Origin of the sequence: Acidithiobacillus sp. (assembly GCF_023256195.1) — a bacterium.
In the GTDB taxonomy this organism is placed as follows: Bacteria; Pseudomonadota; Gammaproteobacteria; order Acidithiobacillales; family Acidithiobacillaceae; genus Acidithiobacillus_A.
On the sequence record NZ_JAGDWX010000014.1, the window covers coordinates 1 to 18,055 of the forward strand.

Annotated in this window: 11 protein-coding genes, 1 tRNA gene and 1 pseudogene; 10 read left to right on the top strand and 3 right to left on the bottom strand. The window is 60.0% G+C overall.

Annotation, left to right across the window (positions count from 1 at the left end; genetic code table 11):
• The 4 genes and pseudogenes from Q0C23_RS03045 to Q0C23_RS03060 all read left to right on the top strand — a co-directional run.
• Positions 1-350, top strand: a 350-nt coding sequence (locus Q0C23_RS03045) for an IS30 family transposase (protein ID WP_291510911.1), incomplete at its 5' end; no start/stop codon positions are given.
• 56 nt (positions 351-406) lie between these two features.
• On the top strand, positions 407-3,970 hold the full coding sequence (locus Q0C23_RS03050; protein ID WP_291510912.1) for a glycosyltransferase: 3,564 nt from the start codon (positions 407-409) through the stop codon (positions 3,968-3,970).
• A 379-nt stretch (positions 3,971-4,349) separates the two neighbouring features.
• Positions 4,350-5,201 (top strand): annotated as a pseudogene (locus tag Q0C23_RS03055) (helix-turn-helix domain-containing protein); the annotation flags it as partial.
• 192 nt (positions 5,202-5,393) lie between these two features.
• The gene (locus tag Q0C23_RS03060) at positions 5,394-5,597 is read left to right on the top strand and encodes a cold-shock protein (protein ID WP_291510922.1); all 204 of its coding nucleotides are present in this window, start codon (positions 5,394-5,396) and stop codon (positions 5,595-5,597) included.
• A 148-nt stretch (positions 5,598-5,745) separates the two neighbouring features.
• Here Q0C23_RS03060 and Q0C23_RS03065 read toward each other — a convergent pair whose 3' ends face one another.
• Together Q0C23_RS03065 and Q0C23_RS03070 are read right to left on the bottom strand one after the other, a co-directional pair.
• The gene (locus tag Q0C23_RS03065) at positions 5,746-7,578 is read right to left on the bottom strand and encodes a DEAD/DEAH box helicase (protein ID WP_291510913.1); all 1,833 of its coding nucleotides are present in this window, start codon (positions 7,576-7,578) and stop codon (positions 5,746-5,748) included.
• A 79-nt stretch (positions 7,579-7,657) separates the two neighbouring features.
• Positions 7,658-8,332, bottom strand: a complete 675-nt coding sequence (locus Q0C23_RS03070) for a hypothetical protein (protein WP_291510914.1) — start codon at positions 8,330-8,332, stop codon at positions 7,658-7,660.
• A gap of 127 nt (positions 8,333-8,459) precedes the next feature.
• Between Q0C23_RS03070 and Q0C23_RS03075 the strand changes: the two genes are divergently transcribed.
• The 6 genes from Q0C23_RS03075 (at position 8,460) to bcsZ (ending at position 16,467) form a co-directional block, all read left to right on the top strand.
• Positions 8,460-9,458 carry a sodium:calcium antiporter gene (locus tag Q0C23_RS03075; protein WP_291510923.1) on the top strand — a complete coding sequence of 333 codons (999 nt, stop codon included), beginning with the start codon at positions 8,460-8,462 and terminating at the stop codon, positions 9,456-9,458.
• A 54-nt stretch (positions 9,459-9,512) separates the two neighbouring features.
• Positions 9,513-9,588: transfer RNA gene (locus Q0C23_RS03080), tRNA-Arg, on the top strand.
• 180 nt (positions 9,589-9,768) lie between these two features.
• Positions 9,769-12,066, top strand: a complete 2,298-nt coding sequence (bcsA, locus tag Q0C23_RS03085; protein WP_291510915.1) for a UDP-forming cellulose synthase catalytic subunit — start codon at positions 9,769-9,771, stop codon at positions 12,064-12,066.
• Entirely contained in the window at positions 12,063-14,597 is a 2,535-nt protein-coding gene (locus Q0C23_RS03090; protein WP_291510916.1) for a cellulose biosynthesis cyclic di-GMP-binding regulatory protein BcsB, read from the top strand. The genes bcsA and Q0C23_RS03090 overlap by 4 nt, the downstream gene beginning before the upstream one ends.
• 15 nt (positions 14,598-14,612) lie before the next feature.
• Complete coding sequence (bcsS, locus tag Q0C23_RS03095) at positions 14,613-15,338, top strand: cellulose biosynthesis protein BcsS (RefSeq protein ID WP_291510917.1); 726 nt, start codon at positions 14,613-14,615, stop codon at positions 15,336-15,338.
• Positions 15,301-16,467 (top strand): cellulose synthase complex periplasmic endoglucanase BcsZ, encoded by a 1,167-nt coding sequence (bcsZ, locus tag Q0C23_RS03100; RefSeq protein WP_291510918.1) that lies wholly within the window; start codon positions 15,301-15,303, stop codon positions 16,465-16,467. Before bcsS ends, bcsZ begins: the two co-directional genes overlap by 38 nt.
• A 58-nt stretch (positions 16,468-16,525) precedes the next feature.
• Here the strand turns inward: bcsZ and Q0C23_RS03105 are convergent, their stop codons facing one another.
• Positions 16,526-17,680, bottom strand: a complete 1,155-nt coding sequence (locus Q0C23_RS03105) for a hypothetical protein (protein ID WP_291510919.1) — start codon at positions 17,678-17,680, stop codon at positions 16,526-16,528.
• Positions 17,681-18,055 lie beyond the last annotated feature (375 nt).

Consider the following 18,055-nt stretch of genomic DNA (forward strand, 5'->3'; position numbering starts at 1 on the left):
TCACCAGGCGGCTGCGCACACTGCCGGAGGTATTGCGGAAGACCCTGACTTACGACCAAGGCAAGGAGATGGCGCGGCGCGATGCACTGGAGAAGCGTGTCTATTTGCGGGTCCATTTTGCCGACCCGCATTGCTCTTGGCAGCGGCCTACTAATGAGAGTACCAATGGTCGGCTGCGTCCGTACTTCCCGAAGGGTACGAACCTTTCGCCATACTCCCAGCAGTACTCGACCAAGGTAGCAGAAGAACTGAATAATCGACCCGGAAAATCGCTAGGTTTCCGAACTCCGGCCGGGGCTATGGCGGAGAAACTCAAGACTTTAAACAGCGATGTCGCACTTCAGAATTGACACCACACCTTTAAAGCTATCTTTAGATCGAGAGATTGGTATAAATAACGGAGGAGATGTCTGAGTTGAAAACCTTAGCGAATACGGCCGTTTTGGTGCTAGGCATGCACCGGAGCGGCACCTCGGCACTTGCCGGCGCTTTATCTCTGGCCGGGGTTGATTTCGGATCGCGCTTATTAGCCCCGGCGGACGATAATCCAAAAGGGTTTTTCGAGCATGACGCGATCTGGCGTATTCACGAGGAACTTCTTGTCTCGCTGGGTAGTAGCTGGCATGATCTGCGGCCGCTGCCGGAGGGTTGGGTGGACAGCAAACCCGCCCAACGAGCGAGGGATCTGCTTCGCCTTGAGTTGGAAAAAAGCTTTTCTGAATCTCGCTTATGGGGTGTAAAAGATCCCCGCCTCTCGCGGTGTTTACCCATTTGGCCGAAGTTGCTTTCAGAGCTGGGGGTGGATTTCAAGGTCGTGATGGCATTGCGTGATCCCCGGGAGGTTGCTGCTTCCCTGGCGTACCGTAATGACATTGGTCTTAATCACGCATTGGCGTTGTGGCTTCGTTTCAATTTGGAAGCGGAAAGCGCAACGCGTGGTATACAAAGAGCTGTGGTCGACTACAAGAACTTGCTGGAGGACTGGTCGAGAGAGCTCTATCGGCTTCGTGAAGGCTTGTCTCTGCCTCTACGCATCGAAAGCGCACAATCTTCGATCGATGAATTTCTCGATAAAAGACTGCGTCACCATGTGTCGGAAGAGGATCTTCTATATCTGCCTCGGCCTTATAAAGATTGGTGCGCACAGACGCTCAACGCGTTGCATATGCTTGAATCGGAGCAAAACAATACGGCCGCGATTCTCGATAACATAAGATACAACATAGACTCAAGCCTTCATCAGGCTTTGGCTGAACAATGCTCAGCGTTGCTCAAGCAGGTTAAAGAACAGAGTGAAACTATAGCATTTCTGGACACGGAACGCAGTAAGTTTATTGCTGATCAGGAAAAGCTTAGTAACAGCTGGCAGCTACTAGACGTACAACGGCAGAGTTTTGAGTTGGATCGAGCAAAGTTTGAACTTCGTGAAAAACAGTTTAATCAAGAGAAAGTAGAGATAGATCAGACAAAAGAAGAAATTGTGCTTCTCGAACACAAATTGGATCAGGCGCGTGCGCGTTGGGCTTGTAGCCAAAGCGAGTTACTCAGCTGGCGTGAGTCGACGAAAAACATGCAATGGCAAATTGACCACTTGAGAGGTGAGCTTGACCTTATCCGTCGCTCGCGATCTTGGAAAATTACGCGTCCGCTGCGTTACGTGTCGCGGCATATAAAAAATCTTTCCAGAGGAGTAAGATCGATTCGTGGTATTCTTCACTTAAGCAAGGAAATCGTGGCGCACATTCCAATTGATGCTCCCAAGAGTTCTTTTCTCTCAAGCGATAGTGCTATTGCGAGTAAAATGAGGGAGGACTCTCCGAGAATATTGATTGTCACACCAGATCTGCATGGTCCTATTCGGAATGGAGGGATTGGCACCGCTTTTTCATCGCTCGCCGAAGCCCTATCGCGAGGCGGTTGTGATGTGTCGATACTCTATGCGCTGGGTGATTATAGTGAAGACGCGCCGATATCTCATTGGGTTGCCCACTATGCAGTGATAGGTATCAGGCTTATTCCTCTGGAGGATCCGGATGGCAAGATCTCGAAAATCGAAGCTCCTCGGATTCGCGCTGTCGCCTGGCGCGTTTACACCTGGTTGATAGATAAACATCAGGACTTTGATATCGTCATTTTTCCAGAATGGATGGGGCTCGCATATTACGTTCTTCTCGCTAAAGCGCAAGGATTAGGTTTTGCGCGGCTGCCCATTGTTGTCAATACACATAGCCCTGAGTCGTGGGCTGTTGAGGGGAACCGTCGTTTGCCGGAGTGGACCGATGACTTGGATCGCGATTTTATGGAGCGCGAAAGTGTCAGGCGTGCCGATCTTGTGGTTAGCCCTAGCAAATATCTGTTTGATTGGATGCGTTCTCGTGGCTGGCAACTTCCGACCAATAGCATCGTTCTACCCAATCTGATGCCGAAATCTCTGCGATCTTCGGGTTTAAAGGGACGCTCGTCGTCACCTCAGTATATAGAAAAGGTGGTATTTTTCGGGAGACTTGAGCCAAGAAAAGGCTTGAAGCTTTTCTGCGACGCCGTGGATAGGTTGTCACCAGAAAAGCAGAGTATCATCGGTCGTATAGTTTTTCTTGGAAAAGTTGTTACTCAGACCGGTTTCGATTCGCAACGATACATTGCAGAGCGGTCTGCTAATTGGCGCGCCGCGATAGAGGTGTTGTCGGACAAGAATCGGGACAGCGCTTTGGAAGTTTTACAGGAACCAGGTACCCTGGCCGTCATGCCCTCGTTGGTCGAGAATTCTCCCTACACTGTGCTGGAGTGTCTAACACGAGGGATTGTCTTTGTGGCTTCTCGAGTCGGAGGTATTCCAGAACTGCTCGCTGACGAGAGCCAGTCGACGCATTTGTTCGATCCAACCCCCGGGGCGCTGGCCGAGGTCCTCGAGAACTGCATTGTACACGGTATTGAACGGGCGAAACCTGCGTGGAATTTGGAAGAAGTTGAACGCACTTGGCTGTCTCTGATCCAGAAGTTAGTGCATGAAGAAGCCTCGAGATCGATTCAGGCTTTAAGCTTAGACGAACCATATGTTAGCGTGTGCCTCGTCCATTACAATCGCCCACATTTGCTGGAACAGGCGCTGGATTCGTTACGCGCGCAAACTTACTCGAATTTTGAGGTAGTACTTGTCGACGACGGAAGCCCGGGTGAGGAGGCAAAGACATATCTGGATAGTCTAGAGCGTGAATTCATCGATCGGCGGTGGAAAATTAGACGGCAGAGAAACAGTTTTCTCGGAGCGGCGCGTAACGCAGCCGCCAACGCGGCGGAAGGCGAGTATCTGCTATTTATGGACGATGATAATGTGTTACTCCCAGAAGCGCTGTCGATATTGGTGCAGGCGGCCTTGGCGTCCGGAGCGGACGTTCTTACATGTCCCATGAATTTGTTTACGGGAAATAAGGTACCGAGGACGGTCGAGCGGGTATGGGTCCCATTGGGTGGTGCGGCGGGCGCTGGCGTGTACCGTAACGTCTTTGGTGACGCGAATGCGCTTTGGAAAAAGTCCGCGTTCTTGCAATTGGGTGGATTTACCACTGACTATGGCGTTGGGCATGAGGACTGGGAGTTGTTTGCTGAAGCTGTCCTGAGGGGGCTTCGGCTCGAGCTGGTCCCCAAGCCTCTGTATTGGTACCGAGTTAATGAAAACGGTATGCTCTTGTCAGGAGATCAGTGGGCGGATCATGCACGTAGCGTGCGTCCATATTTGAGGCATGACACCCAAGGTATCGGCTTGGCGCTTGCTTATGGGTTATTTATGGATAGGCAGCGTGCAATTGGAGCACAGGCGCCAAGGCGAGAGACGGGAGGTTGGCGCGTTCCCTTCCGAGTTCTCCATCTCGCGAAGGATCCAACGTTGCGGGTTCGGTTTATTGGTGTGGCAAAAAGCCAAGGCTTACGTTCTGCCGTTCGGCGTGCCTTTAAACGAGCGGAAAAAGACTAACCCCTCAAACTGTACCGTTTTCGTCCGTCTGATTTGTCCCCCATAAGCCCTTCCTGTAATGCGCTGATAGGGGCGCGATATGAACCAGTGTTATAGTAAGGTCGAACTGAAACGGCTGACCGACCAAAAAAACGAGTAGTATTTTGACCCAAAGGTATTCTGCGTCCGAGCCGGTATAAGCAGTGGGCTTTGGCCATTGGAGGCGCGAGCTACGGGCCAGTGGCGTGCGCCTGAACGAGGATCTTGGTGGGACGCGGCTGCATAAGCTCAGAAACCTTTGGCACTCCTGTAGCGAAGAGGGAGTGTCCTGCGGATTCAGCACATTGGGTACCGAGTCTGGGGATTTTACCGGGTAGCCGAGCTGGGGCACCTTTGGGAGATGACCCCGAAAGATGCACAACACCGACTGAAGATTCTCAGGTTTTTCGAAAAGCACGGCCTGGAGGCCACCGTGGATGCCTTTGGGGTGTCCCGCAGGACCCTCTACCGTTGGAAGAAGACCTTCCAGGAGAGTGGCGGCAACCCAACGGCCCTCACAGCCCTATCTTCCGCCCCCAAGCGTAAGAGGGGTTCCCAAACCGACCCTCGACTCGTGGCGGAGATAAGGCGGTTGCGTGGGCTCTATCCCAACCTGGGCAAGGCCAAGCTACACGTCTTGATGACTCCTTGGTGTAGAGCCCACGGTATTCCCTTGCCCTCGGTCTCGACCCTCGGGCGCATCATCGCCCGCGCGCCGGACAAGATGCGCCACCGTCCCGCACGACTCGATGCCCGCAGTCGCCCGAAGCCCGTCCAGCGCTCGCGCAAACCCCGTAAGCCCAAGGGAGCACGTACCGCCGTCTTGCAATGCTTGGCGGTAGACACCATCGAGCGCGTCCGCGATGGACTGAAACGCTACATCGTCACCTTCATCGACCCCGCCAGCGCCTTTGCTCTGGCCATCGCTCTGCCCAGCAAGGCCACGCGCCATACCCAGACCGCTCTCGCCGCCGTCTTGGATATGCTTCCGAAAAAGCCCGAAGTGCTGCTCTCCGATAAGGACTCAGAGTTCGAAGCGGGCTTCGCGCACACCCTTGCCGCACAGCAGATCCAACCTTGGTACACCTACCCCAAGACGCCAAAAATGCATGCCCATGCTGAACGCTTCAATCGCACCATCCAAGAATCTTTCGTCGACTACCACGAAGACCTGCTCTTTACCGACCTGGGACGCTTCAACCAAAAGCTCGCCGACTGGCTCGTCTTCTATAACGCCGAACGACCACACCATCGACTCGGACAACAACCACCGCTATCCTTCCTCATCCAACATCACCCCGAGTGCCAAAGGTGGTGGACTCATACATTTCCTTGCTTCCGGGGACTCGCTGTGCCATGCTTGTCCATGGCCAGTTCGGCCATCTTTGATTATCTGGGGTGTAACATGGCGGTTGGTACAGTGAAGTGGTTCAATGACAGCAAGGGGTTTGGGTTCATTACGCCGGAAGATGGCAAGGAAGATGTGTTCGTGCATCACTCCGCCATTGAGGGCAGCGGGTTCAAGACCCTGGCCGAGGGTGAACGGGTAAGTTTTGAAGTTACCCGCGGCCCCAAGGGTCTGCAGGCTGAGAAGGTACGCCGGGCCTAAGAATCCGTGCAGGGCGGCCCTCGCCGCCCTCCCCCTCAGGGGAACAGTAGTTGCTTTACCGGTTGTGCTTTGGCTGGCCGGTTTTTATTTGTCCATTTTCCGACCTACCCACCAACCGCTCCCACGGACGGCCAGCGCCAGCCATGGTTTAGCGTTTATCACGCTCCTGCTTGCGCCGTGAAGGTTTCTTGGCCTCCTTGACGTCCGTCTGGGCCCCTTTGCGCACCGACAGTACCGGCCGCGCCTCGGCCTTTGGAGCAGCGCTTCGCCTGCTCGAGGACCCCCGCCCGTACTCCCGATCAGCGCCACCGATGGGCGCGATCTGCAGCGGACGCCCCGCCACCCAGACTTTCTGCAAATGCTCCAAGATACCGGGCTCCAGGTCTGCCGGCAGCTCTACGGTGCTATGCTCGCTGTGCACCTGGACCTTGCGGATCAGACGGCTGGGCAGCCCCGATTCGTTGGCGATGGCGCCGACGATGTTCTTGACCTGAGCTCCGTGACTCTCGCCGACGGCAAGGCGGTAGGCGATCATGGGGGTATCGTCACCGCGCCTGTCGCCCGCTGGCGTACGCTCCCGCGTCGTCCGCTCCTTGCGCTCCTCCAGACGGCGTGTACCCCGCGGGCCTGGGGTCTTGTCCAGGCTGGGAGATGCGGGCGGTGCGTCGGGTACCAGGGGCTTGTCCCTCTGAGCCAGGAAAGCCAGGGCGGCGGCGATGCGCTCCAAGGAGACCTCCTGCTCGCTCTGGTACTCCGCCACCAGAGAGGCGAAGCGATCCAGGTCTTCCGTCTCAAGGACCGTCGTCAGCTGCTCCTTGAACTGGGTCGTGCGCCGGTCGGCGACGTCCTCCAGACTCGGCAGGTGCATGGGCTCGATGGGCTGGCCCGTGGCCCGCTCGATCGCCTTCAACAGGTAGCGCTCGCGTGGCGCCACGAACAGGATGGCCTCGCCCTTGCGCCCGGCGCGCCCCGTGCGCCCGATACGGTGGATATAAGCCTCGGTGTCGTTGGGAATATCGTAGTTGATGACGTGGGTGATCCGCTCCACATCCAGACCGCGGGCGGCCACATCGGTGGCGACCACGATGTCGAGACTACCGGATTTGACCCGCTCGACGGTCTGTTCGCGCATGGCCTGGGTCATGTCGCCATTGAGGGCGCCGCAGGCGTAGCCGCGTGCCTCGAGGCGCTCCGCCAGTTCTACCGTAGCGGTCTTGGTGCGAACAAAGACGATCCAGGCGTTGCTGTCTTCCACCTCAAGGATACGGGTGAGGGCATCGAGCTTGTGGGTGCCGCTCACCAACCAGTAGCGCTGGCGAATGGCCGCCACGGTGCTGGTAGTACTTTTGATGCGGATTTCCAAGGGATCGCGCAGGTAGGTACGGGCGATACGACGGATGGCCTCGGGCATGGTGGCCGAGAAGAGGGCCACCTGACGCTCCGCTGGGGTGTGCTTGAGGATGTCCTCCACGGCATCGATGAAGCCCATGCGCAGCATTTCGTCGGCCTCATCCAAGACCACTGCCCGCAAGCGATCGAGCTTCAGAGTCTCGCGCCGCAGGTGGTCCTGTATACGTCCCGGCGTACCGACGACCACCTGAACGCCACGCTGCAACTGCTTGAGTTGTAGGCCCATGGACTGGCCGCCGTAGATGGGCAGCACGTGAAAACCCGGCAGAAACTTGGCGTAGCTCTGCATGGCTTCTGCCACCTGAATGGCCAGCTCGCGCGTGGGTGCCAGCACCAAAACCTGGGGAAAGCGCAGGGACAGATCCACGCGACTCAAAAGCGGCAGGGCAAAGGCCGCGGTCTTGCCGGTGCCAGTCTGGGCGAGACCGATCACATCACGTCCCTCCAGCAGCGGTGGGATGCTCTGAGACTGGATGGGTGAAGGTTGTTCGTAGCCAATCTCTCGCACCGCCCGCTGCAAAGGCTCGGCGAGGGCGAAGTCGGAAAAAGTCAGCGCAGTCTCGGTACCCATGAAAAACACCTGTCCCTGAGGAGGAATTCGGTCGGCACTATACGCGATCTCGACTCAAAACGGCAGCGCGGCCATTCGTCTAGTCTTCCAGCAATGCGGCCAGGCGCGCGGCGATGGCTCGATCCGCACCCGGACCGTAGGGGCTGCGCTGGGGCTGAAAGCGGTCGGTAAAGGCGTACTCGAACGCAATATCCTGTAATCCCAGACTGCCGAAGAGCCGATTTTCCCAGGACTGATCGTCGGCGTGGGGGATGAGTGTCGGCCAGGCATCGGCCTCGTCGTTTTCAAGGATCGGACCGAAGAACACGACTCCCGGCTTGTTGCGCAACCGCAGCGCACAGCTACCGGCGGTCCGCCCCGCCATGGGCAGAAAGTCGATGGTGCGAGTCAGTCGCAGTTTGCTGTCCAGGGGCACGTCCAGGTCGATGCCAAGACTGCGCGCCTCTGCCGGCTGCGCCACCAGGCGCGCACCGGCCGATCGCCAGGCATCCAGGTCCTGGGCGCCGAAGCGGCTGGGCAGGAAGAGTACGTTCAGGGGTCCCAACTGCTCCAGTTGGGCCTGCAGCTCGGGATCGTGGCGTGGGGCATTGACGAGGATACCGCCGGCGTCGCGGTCGGCGATGTAGAACACGGCCGGCGTATCGGTACCACCCTCGATGTAGAAGATCTTGCGATCGAAGAAGCTGCACAACTCCAGCATGATCCATCCCGCCTTTTCCATGGCCTGAGCATGGTAGCGCAAAACCGCGACCATCGCGACGGGCGTCTTACAGGGATTGCGGCGACCAGGACCTCGGTATTGTCATGGCGGAGCGGATCGGCAATGATGCGGCCATAAACGTCTTCACCCCACACCGTTTCGGGAGCGTTCCTTGGACTTCGTGCTACTGCTGGCGGCCCTGCTGATCATTCTCCTTGGGGCAGAGCTCTTTACCAACGCCCTGGAACATCTCGGCGAGCGCATGGGCATATCGGAGGGAGTCACAGGCTCCGTCTTTGCCGCTGTAGGTACGGCATTGCCCGAGACGATGGTACCCATCGTTGCCATCCTCGCCGGCGCTGCCAGTGGTAACGCCGCCCTCGGTGCCGACGTGGGCGTCGGGGCGATCCTCGGAGCACCGCTGATGCTCTCTACCCTTGCGTTGTTCCTCATGGCCATGTTCGCTGCCGGCAGGCGCGGCTGGAAGGGCACACTGCAACCCGAGAAAAGCGGCCTGCGACGGGACAGCTCCTGGTTTCTTCTCTGCTTTGGCCTCGCTGTAGGTGCATTGTTCCTGCCTGGTCAGTGGGGCCTCGCGCGGGTGGCCGTCGCCATCGTCCTCGTTCTGTGCTACTTCCTCTACGTCTTGCAGACCATGCGCGCCTCTGCCGCCCTCGTGGCCGATGGCCACGATACCGAGGCCGGTGCGCCGCTCTATCTGCGGCGCCTTGGCCTCGGAGAGCGCTTCGCCAGCATCATCCTGCAACTTGCCCTGGGTCTGGTCGCCATCGTCCTCGGTGCGGAGCTCTTCGTGCGCGGGGTCGAACATCTGTCCCACTGGCTGGGAATCTCTGCCTTGGTCCTGTCCATGCTCATCGTGCCGCTGGCCACGGAATTACCGGAAAAAATCAATAGCATCCTCTGGATCCGGCGGGGCAAGGACACCCTGGCCTTCGGCAACATCACCGGCGCCATGGTCTTCCAAGGATCGCTCTTACCGGCTCTCGGCATAGCCCTCACGGACTGGCGCCCGTCCGGCCCAGTGCTCGTGACCGCGACCGTCACCTTGCTGGCGGCCCTGTATCTCGCCTGGCTGATCCGCTCTGGACGGGCCTTACGCTCCGGGCAATTCCTTGTCTTCGGTCTGCTCTACGCCGCCTTCGTCGCGCTGACGCTGTAAGTCTCGGCCCATTCCTTTCTATCGCGATGAAAAGCCTGCTAGAATCCGTCCTGAGCCTCGATAGCTCAGTGGATAGAGCAACCGCCTCCTAAGCGGTAGGTCGCGCGTTCGATTCGCGCTCGGGGCACCAAGAACTCGATGAGGACCTTTGGGCGGATTCGGGACGCAGCGGGTGGTGAGTCCGCGGCGCAGATCGGCGTCGGATGGGGGCGAAGATTAAGATTCGGGTAGGCAAGGACCAGGCGAATAGCCGGCACGACCGTAGGGCATGCGCCCCATTGGTGGCGGATTGCGACAGGCTGACGGCGTCATGACGATTGCGCGCAGGGAGCATTCGCCCGCGTCACAGGCGTCGGCGAGCCCTTGGCGTGTTGGCTTCTGGTGGCTGTTGAGCCTGTTTCCTTTGGCCGTATTCGTCAGTCTGCCCCTATCCGAGGACAGTCAGACCACCATCGCCTTCGCCCTGCTGGGCGCCTTGTCCCTCAGCTACTTCTGGCGTCTTCGTTTGCCCAAGGACTCGTCCGTGCTCCCTTGGCTCAGGTTTTTCCTGGTGTTCACGAGTCTCGCCTTGGGTTTGCGCTACTTCTACTGGCGGGCTACCGAGACCCTCCCTTTTGGTTACGGACTGGCTTCCAGCCTCGCGGGACTGCTTTTGTTCGCCGTTGAGATCTACGGCTTCGTCACCTTTGTTTTTGGCCATTTCATCAACGCCCAACCTCTCAACAGAACCCCTCCGTCCTGCGATCTCGAGGATCCGACATTGCCGACGGTGGACGTCTTTGTACCGACCTACAATGAAGACCCCTCGGTACTGCGACCGACCATCATCGCTGCGACACAGATGCAGTACCCCAAAGACCGATTCACCGTCTGGATTCTGGACGACGGCGGCACGGACCAGAAACGCAACGACAAAGATCCCGTCAAGGCCAATGCTGCGCGACAGCGCGCGCGGGAGCTGCAAGCGATGGCGGCAGAATTGGGGGCCCACTACCTCACCCGCGCCCGCAACGAACACGCCAAGGCCGGGAATCTGAACCACGCCCTGACCAAGACCCATGGCACGCTGGTGCTGATCCTCGACTGCGATCATATTCCCACACGCGATTTTCTGGTGAATACCGTACCGTTCTTCAAGAACGATCCCAAGCTCTTTTTGCTGCAGACGCCGCACAACTTTGTTACACCAGATCCCGTGGAACGCAATCTCAAGATCTTCAGCGAGACGCCAGCAGAAAACGAGCTTTTCTATACCGTCATGCAGCCGGGGCTGGACTTCTGGGGGACCTCCTTTTTCTGCGGATCGGCGGCCGTGCTGCGGCGCGAGGCCTTGGACCGTGTCGGTGGTATTGCCGGTCAGACCATCACGGAGGATGCCGAAACCACCCTGGATGCCATCGGCTTGGGATACCGCACGGCTTACCTGAACCGGCCCATGGTATCTGGACTGCAGCCCGAAACCTACTCGGGTCTCATCGTTCAGCGCGTACGCTGGGGCCAAGGGATGCTGCAGATATTTCTCCTGAAAAATCCTTGGCTGCAGAAGAATCTGCACTTTGTGCAACGGCTGCTGTACACCAACTTTGCGACCTATTGGGGTTTTGCCGTAGCCCGCCTGCTTTTGTTTTTTGCCCCCCCGGCCTATCTCATCTTTGGCCTGGACCTGTGCGATACCACAGCCGGTCAGTTGCTGGCCTATGCCGGTCCCTATTACCTGGCCTCGCTGGTGAGCACCCAGTTCTATTACCGCGAGGTACGCTGGCCCTTCATCTCGCAGATATACGAAACCATCCAGAGCGTCTACGTCAGCCAAGGGATCTTCCGGGTCCTGAGGCGTCCGCGCTCGCCTTCCTTCCAGGTGACCCCCAAAGGCGAGCGCCTGGACAGTCATTTCATTTCTTCCCTGTCCGGACCCTTCTATCTTTTGTTGGCGATGACTGCGGCGAGCCTCGTTGGCGGGGTGTGGCGCTGGCAGGCCTATCCGTGGATGCACGGAGCTATCGTCTTTGTGATGATCTGGGCCATTCTGGACCTTCTGTTCATCCTCGCCGCCCTGGGTGTCCTATACGAAAAACCTCAGCGGCGCAGTGAACCTCGGGCCTCGCTCGACGAGGAGATCGACCTTTACATAGACGGGCGGCATTTTCGGGCCCACGCCGTGGACGGTTCCCGTCTGGGCATCGGTCTGGAACTGCGCTTTCCCAGGCTGGACGCCAGCGACCGACGGCGGGTTCTCGCCCTCTTTCGTGAGGCCGCCACTCTGTCCCTCGCCTTCGCCGATGGCAAGACACTTGGAGCACGCATCGAAAATCGACAGTGGCGCAACGACCGCCAAAGCCTGCACCTCGGCCTCGCCTACCGATTCGCGGACATCCGTGACGAACGCTACACCGTCGATCTGGCCTTTGGCGATAGCGCCCACCTGCAGGACAATCTGGATCGCCGCCATCAGGGCAAGAGTATCCTGGGTGCTTTGGCTCACATCGCCGTGCTTGCCCTGACCGAAGGATCCAAGAATATAGGGTGGCAGCTGCGACATATGTGGGAACGGGCTTCCCGCGCCTGGAGTGGGCTGCTCCACCGCCGAAAGACCAAGGAGCTTGCATGAACTTTCCACGGAGGCGCGGCACGCTGGCACGTGTCCTGGCGCTGCTTTTGGCGCTTTGGGTCGGTATCAGCCCGACGATTTTGATCGCCGCGGATGCCCCTGGCTCTACGAATCGGCCCCTCGCGGCGCCGGACTCAAGCAGCACTCCGGGTGGTCAGCGCGTGCAGCATTCTCTTGCCTACTTTCTCGGAGGGCGTACGCAGATGACCCTGCGATACACCGACGCCCACCTCGACGTCCCCGTGCCCATGGGATACGGACAGAAAGTCCTCGGGGCCGAGCTCAAGCTGCACGTGATCCCCTCCGCTGCTCTCGATTCGCAGTCCTGGATGGTAGTGCTCGTCAATGGTCAGGTGGCGGGCCAGTTTTCCCTCGCCGGCAGTCAAGGTCCCCTGGAGCAGAAACTTGCCTTGCCAGGATCCCTGTTCCACCCCGGTTTCAACACGATCCAGTTGCGGGCGGCACAACATTACGCATCCCACTGCGAATACCCCATGGCGGGCCAGATTTGGAGTCAGATCCAACTGCAGGAGTCGAGCCTTGCCCTGACCCTGTCGCCAGTGGCCTGGGAACCGAATCTCGCCGATCTAGCCCAGATTTTCGACCCCGCGCAGACGAGCGACGAGGGACGGCTCGCGCTTTTCTTCGCGAGGAGCGCGAGCGCCAGCGATTGGGAGGCCACCGCTTTGGCGGTGGAAGGAGCGGCACTGCGCTATCAGTACCTTCCGCTGGAGGTACAGGCGCAGAGCTTCAGCGCGGAGCGCCTGCAGGCCTGGCTACAGGTACCGGCAGATACCACGAAGACGGCCCTGTTCGTGGGCAGTGCAAAAACTCTGGAGCCGCTGCTGCGATCGGCGCAGGTACAGACCAGCACCGCCCTGCCGACCCTACGTATCCTGCGCTGGCCCGGACATCCGCGGCACCTGGGTGTGGCCCTCATCGGCGAAGGGAAAGCCTTGGTAGACCTCGCCAGGGCCTTCGCTCATCCGGCCGTGCTCTGGCCCCCGCTGGACGAAGCCAGTGTGCGTAGTGCTCGCTTTCCCTCGGCAGAGAAAACACTGCCACCGGAGAGTACCGCGGAATTCTCTCAAAATGCCTACGCCCTGAGCGGTCTGGGCTTCGGCACACAGACCCGCACCGGCTATGACCCGGAACCGCTCACTCTGCGCCTCTGGAACGGCGGCTGGCAGCGCAAGGCGCAACTGCGCCTACACCTGGCCTACGCCGCGGGCATGTCGCCGCAGTCCGCGCTCAATGTGATCGTCAATGGCAGCGCGCTGGACTCCATTCCACTGAACAATCCTCAGGGTGGGCGCTATGCCGACTACACCGTCACCCTCCCGCCCACCGTCCTGCACCCTGGCTGGAACGACGTCCAACTGGAACCGGTGCTGGTACCCCAGAGCAATGGAGGCGACTGTCGACCTTTCTTCCTCGGTAATCTCTGGGTCACCGTCTATGGCGACTCCGTCTTTCAGTGGATGGGGGGCGGGTTGCGCTCGCGTCAGCCAGACCTCGCACCCCTCGCGTATAAAGCCTACCCCTTCAATACACGGCAAGGGGACGAGCTGACGGTGCAGGGCTCGAGCATGAGCGACGCTAATGTCTCGGCGGCCATGACGCTGCTCGGCAAGCTCTCGCAGGCAGCCGGACGCGCCCTGCCGGTTCGGTTTGTCGCCCAGGCAGACCCCCTGCCGGACGCCGATATCTACGTCGGGAATCTGCAAGGAAAGGATGCCTGGACCAAGATACCCGGCGGTGAGGAGGCACTGTTCCAGCAGAAGCCTGGCGTCGCGTACGAGCGACCGAAACACGGTCTGCTCTCGCTGCTGCACGAGCCGGTGCCGATCGAATGGGCACACGCCAAAATACTCTGGGACGCCGATCACCGTGCCGATCTGGCTTTTCTGCGTATCTGGCACGACGGGGGTCGGACCCATGTCCTGCTTACGGCGAGCGATCCCCAGAAACTCCGCGAGGCTACCCAGAACCTCATCCAGTATGGTCCCTGGGCACAGCTCAAAGGCAGCCTGGCCTGGTGGCACATCGGCAGCGATCGGGTCTTTACCCTGGGGATGAGCGAGACGCCGTTTCGTACCTTCGGCGTGCGTGGCGGCCTGGCCCTCTGGATTTCTCGCCATCCGTGGATCAGCCTCGCCGTCCTCCTGTTCTTCGGACTCCTGTTCATGCTGGCCACACGCTACGCCTTGCGCCAGTACGCGCTGCGGCGCCAACGCACGCAGGCTCTGGAAGACCAGTCTACGGCAGCGGAAAATCTGCGTTCCCTCACCGCACCGGTAACCGAGACGACAGAGCCAGGCGACGCTACCGCGGACACCGAGCCCGGCATATCCGCGCAGACCATTCCCATGCCGGCAGCGTCCACACCTCCGGGTTACGCGCAGACTTTCCGTTTCCGCGTTGCTCAGGGGGACTGGCACAGGGATGTGGAAGATCCGCGGCGCTGGTATATTCACCCGCGACACGGCATGCCCCCTCGCCGCATGGCACCCTACCCCTTCTGGATTTGATGAGGAGCCTGTTTTATGTCGCTGCGCCGCCACGTCTCCCATCTGGCTCTGGCACTTGCCGCTTTCTGGGCTTTGCCAGGACCTGTGCAAGCCGGGTCCGATACCCTCCTGCTCGGTGGCACGCAATGGGGAGCCTACAGCAACTACAGCTATCTCGGCGGATTGCAGCCCCTGCCCGGTGCACGTCTGGGACAAGGCTGGTTTGTTTCCGGTTTCATCAACTACCTCAGCTATCGTTACACGACGGGTTTCCCCGCCCAGACCGTCACGACGCAGGCGCCTGGTGGCAATATCGGTATCGGCTATGCGAGCGCACTGGGTGACCTGCATTGGGGTCTTTCCGGCGCCGTGGGTTACGCCGACTTCAACGCCCAGCCCAGTGAGGTACCCGGAGCAGCGCGCCCCAAGCCCCAGGGGGCGGTCTGGACCTTCACCCCGCAATTGCAGTGGGACCTCCGCCTGAGCCCGCAATGGTCGCTGGCGGGCATCGACAGTTACAGTTTTGGCCAGCAGTCCTTCTGGACGGATTGGCGAGGTAAGTGGCGCCTGAGTCCCGAACTTACCTTGGGTCCGGAGGGGATCGTTCAGGGGGGGCAGAACTACCGGATCCACCAGGTGGGGCTGTTTGTGGACATCGGGCCCTTTTCCGGCTGGCAACTGGGACTTGCCGGCGGAGTGAGCTTTCAATCGGGCCTGGCCGACAGTGGCTACGCTGGTTTATCTTTCAGCAAGGGCTTTTGATCACTGCCGCCGCGCTCTTGCGTGCGGTCTGCTGGTAGCTGTGCTGCTCGGCCGCGCAGCGGGGGCCGAGGCCGGACCACCCACCTGGACCAATCTCTGGCAAGGCTTTCAAAGCCACTATATCGATGGACAAGGTCGTGTCATCGATCCCCACGACGGCGGTATTTCCACTTCCGAAGGCCAGGCCTATAGCCTCTTCTTCGCGCTGGTGGCCAACGATCGTCGATTGTTCGACCGGATCCTGTGGTGGACCCAGAACAACCTCGCCCGCGGGAATCTATCGGCGCACCTACCGGTGTGGCGGTGGGGACGCGCCGGAGACGGTCAATGGGGCCCCCTGAGTTCAGAGTCCGCCAGCGATGCCGACCTCTGGCTGGCCTACACTCTGCTGTCCGCAGCCCGGCTCTGGCACGATCCACACTACGCAGACATTGCACAGGCGCTGTTGCGACAGATAGAGCGGCACGAGATCGTCCGCTTGAGCGGTTGGGGGCCCGTTCTCCTCCCAGGCGACGGGCCGTACTGGCGGGAAGATGGGAGGCTCATCGTCAACCCGAGCTACTCTCCCCCATTTCTGCTTGCGGGACTCGCGAGAGCGGATCCACAGGGGCCCTGGTCTGCGTTGTATGCAAGCCTGCCGCGGCTATTGGCGGTCGCCGCTCCCCGCGGTTTCGCCCCCGACTGGTTCGTGCTGGAGCCCAGAGGCTTCGGCGTCGCTCCCCAGGGCCCTGACGGCGGTTACAACGCCATCCGCTGCTACCTGTGGACCGGGATGAGCGCCAACAACGCCGTCAGTCGCGCCCTCCAGCACTCCCTCCGAGGAATGGCAAAGCTACTGGACAAGGGGGCGCCCATACCAGAGTGGGTCAACACTCTGGACGGTAAAGGCACGGGCCGCGGTCCACCGGGCTTTGCGGCTGCACTCCTGCCCTACCTGGAGCAGCGCGGTGATGGCACGGCGGCAAAAAAGGTCTCCATCCAGCTCTACTCCGCCTGGAACAGCACGGAGAACCGCTTCGGTCCACACTACTACGACAACGCCCTCGCTTTGTTCGCCTTGGGCTACGTGGACGGGCTGTACCGTTTTACCAGCGACGGTACCCTGGAGGTATTCTGGGCCAGGCCCTGAGCGACGGAGCTCAACCCAGCGCCGCACAAGGCTTACCGGCCCGCCCACAGAGGCGTCTTTACTGCTGCAAGACCAAGGCCCGATTCAGGGACTCCATGGCCAAATCGTGAGCACCGCGAGCGGCGTGAATCTTTGCCAGCAGGATATGACTTTCGGCACGATCCCGGCGCAGACCCGTGAACTGGGCGAACGCGTCGTTGCGCGCGATATCCTCCAGGGTGGCAAGACTCTGGGAGCAGGCTTCCTGAGCCGCCTGCAGATGGCCCCGGCCAAATTCGAGGAGAGCCCAGCGGTAGTGCATCCGCGCCAGGCCGCGGCGGAGCCAGGGTCCGAAATCTTCCGCGTAACGTCCCTGGATATCGTCCAGCGCAGAGAGCAGATCGTGGAGGATAGGCTGCGACTCGCTGGGACGGCCGAGAAGATCGGCGGCCTGCGCCAGTGCCACTGCGTAGCCTGCCTGCAACTCCACCAGCCGGGCATCTAGCACCTGTCCTGCGATGCCCTGGAGCTGTTCCAGTCTGCCGTTCATCTGCCGAAGGGTGTCGAGGGCCGAACGCGCCATACCCTGACACAGTTCGATCTGACAGCGACTGAGATCGATCACAAGCTCCTGCAAGCGCCAATCCGGCAGTTCGCGGGACTCCGGTTCCAGCTTATCCAGCGCCAGCGCAGACAAGGACGCCGTGACCGATTGCTGGGCTCCAGTCGTCTGGTTTTGGTCAAGATAGATCTGTGCCAATCCGATCTCAGCCTCTGACCACCGCAGACGCAGTGTTGGACTACACTCTTCACCCAGCTCCGTCGCAAGGTCGGCGAGGCTGGCAATGGCCTTGCGGTAGTCTTCAGCAGCCGCCTCGGGATCAGCCTCGCTTTGCAGCCGCGCGCGCAGGGTCAGGATTTCCGCCCGGTGCTGGCGCCATTCCGGCAAATCCGCGAGGGCAGCCCCATTCTGGCCATCCAGAAGCGTCAGAGCTTGGCTCAACCGCGCCTTGGCCTCGTCCAGTCGACCGAGCTCGCACAAGGTACGTGCTGCGGCAAGGTGTAGGCGCACCAGACTGTCCTGAATGGGCAATGGGCTGGGAGTGGCCGAGGCCTCCGCCGCGCGTTGCAGCAGGGTAGCGGCCTGGTCAAAGTCGGCGAGAGCCGCCCTGCGACCCAATGCCTGCGACTGTAGGCTGCCCTTCAGGATGAGTGCCTGAGCAAGCTCGGTCATGAGCGCGCCACCCTGTCTTTCAAAAGGCGTGGGCACTCCCATGGAGGCAACCGGACTTGGATTGACATGCGCCTCAGAGCCTGAGAAACCCTGATGCTCCGCGGATCGATCCGTTCCCTCTTGTCCCATAGGGCCATGCTGCTGCCATCCGTTGTGCTCTGTCTCGCTCATGCCTTCCTCGCTGCTGTCGTGATCGTTCGGGAGCTCCATATTCCTGTATAACGATGCCGGGCGGACTCCTTCTGCCCGATCCTCGTGCGCCTCTGCCGGCTGCAGCGGTTCAGAACCTTCGACCGCCGAATACCACAAGGGCCGCTCTGGCTCTGGCTCTGGCTCTGGCTCTGGCTCTGGCTCTGGCTCTGGCTCTGGCTCTGG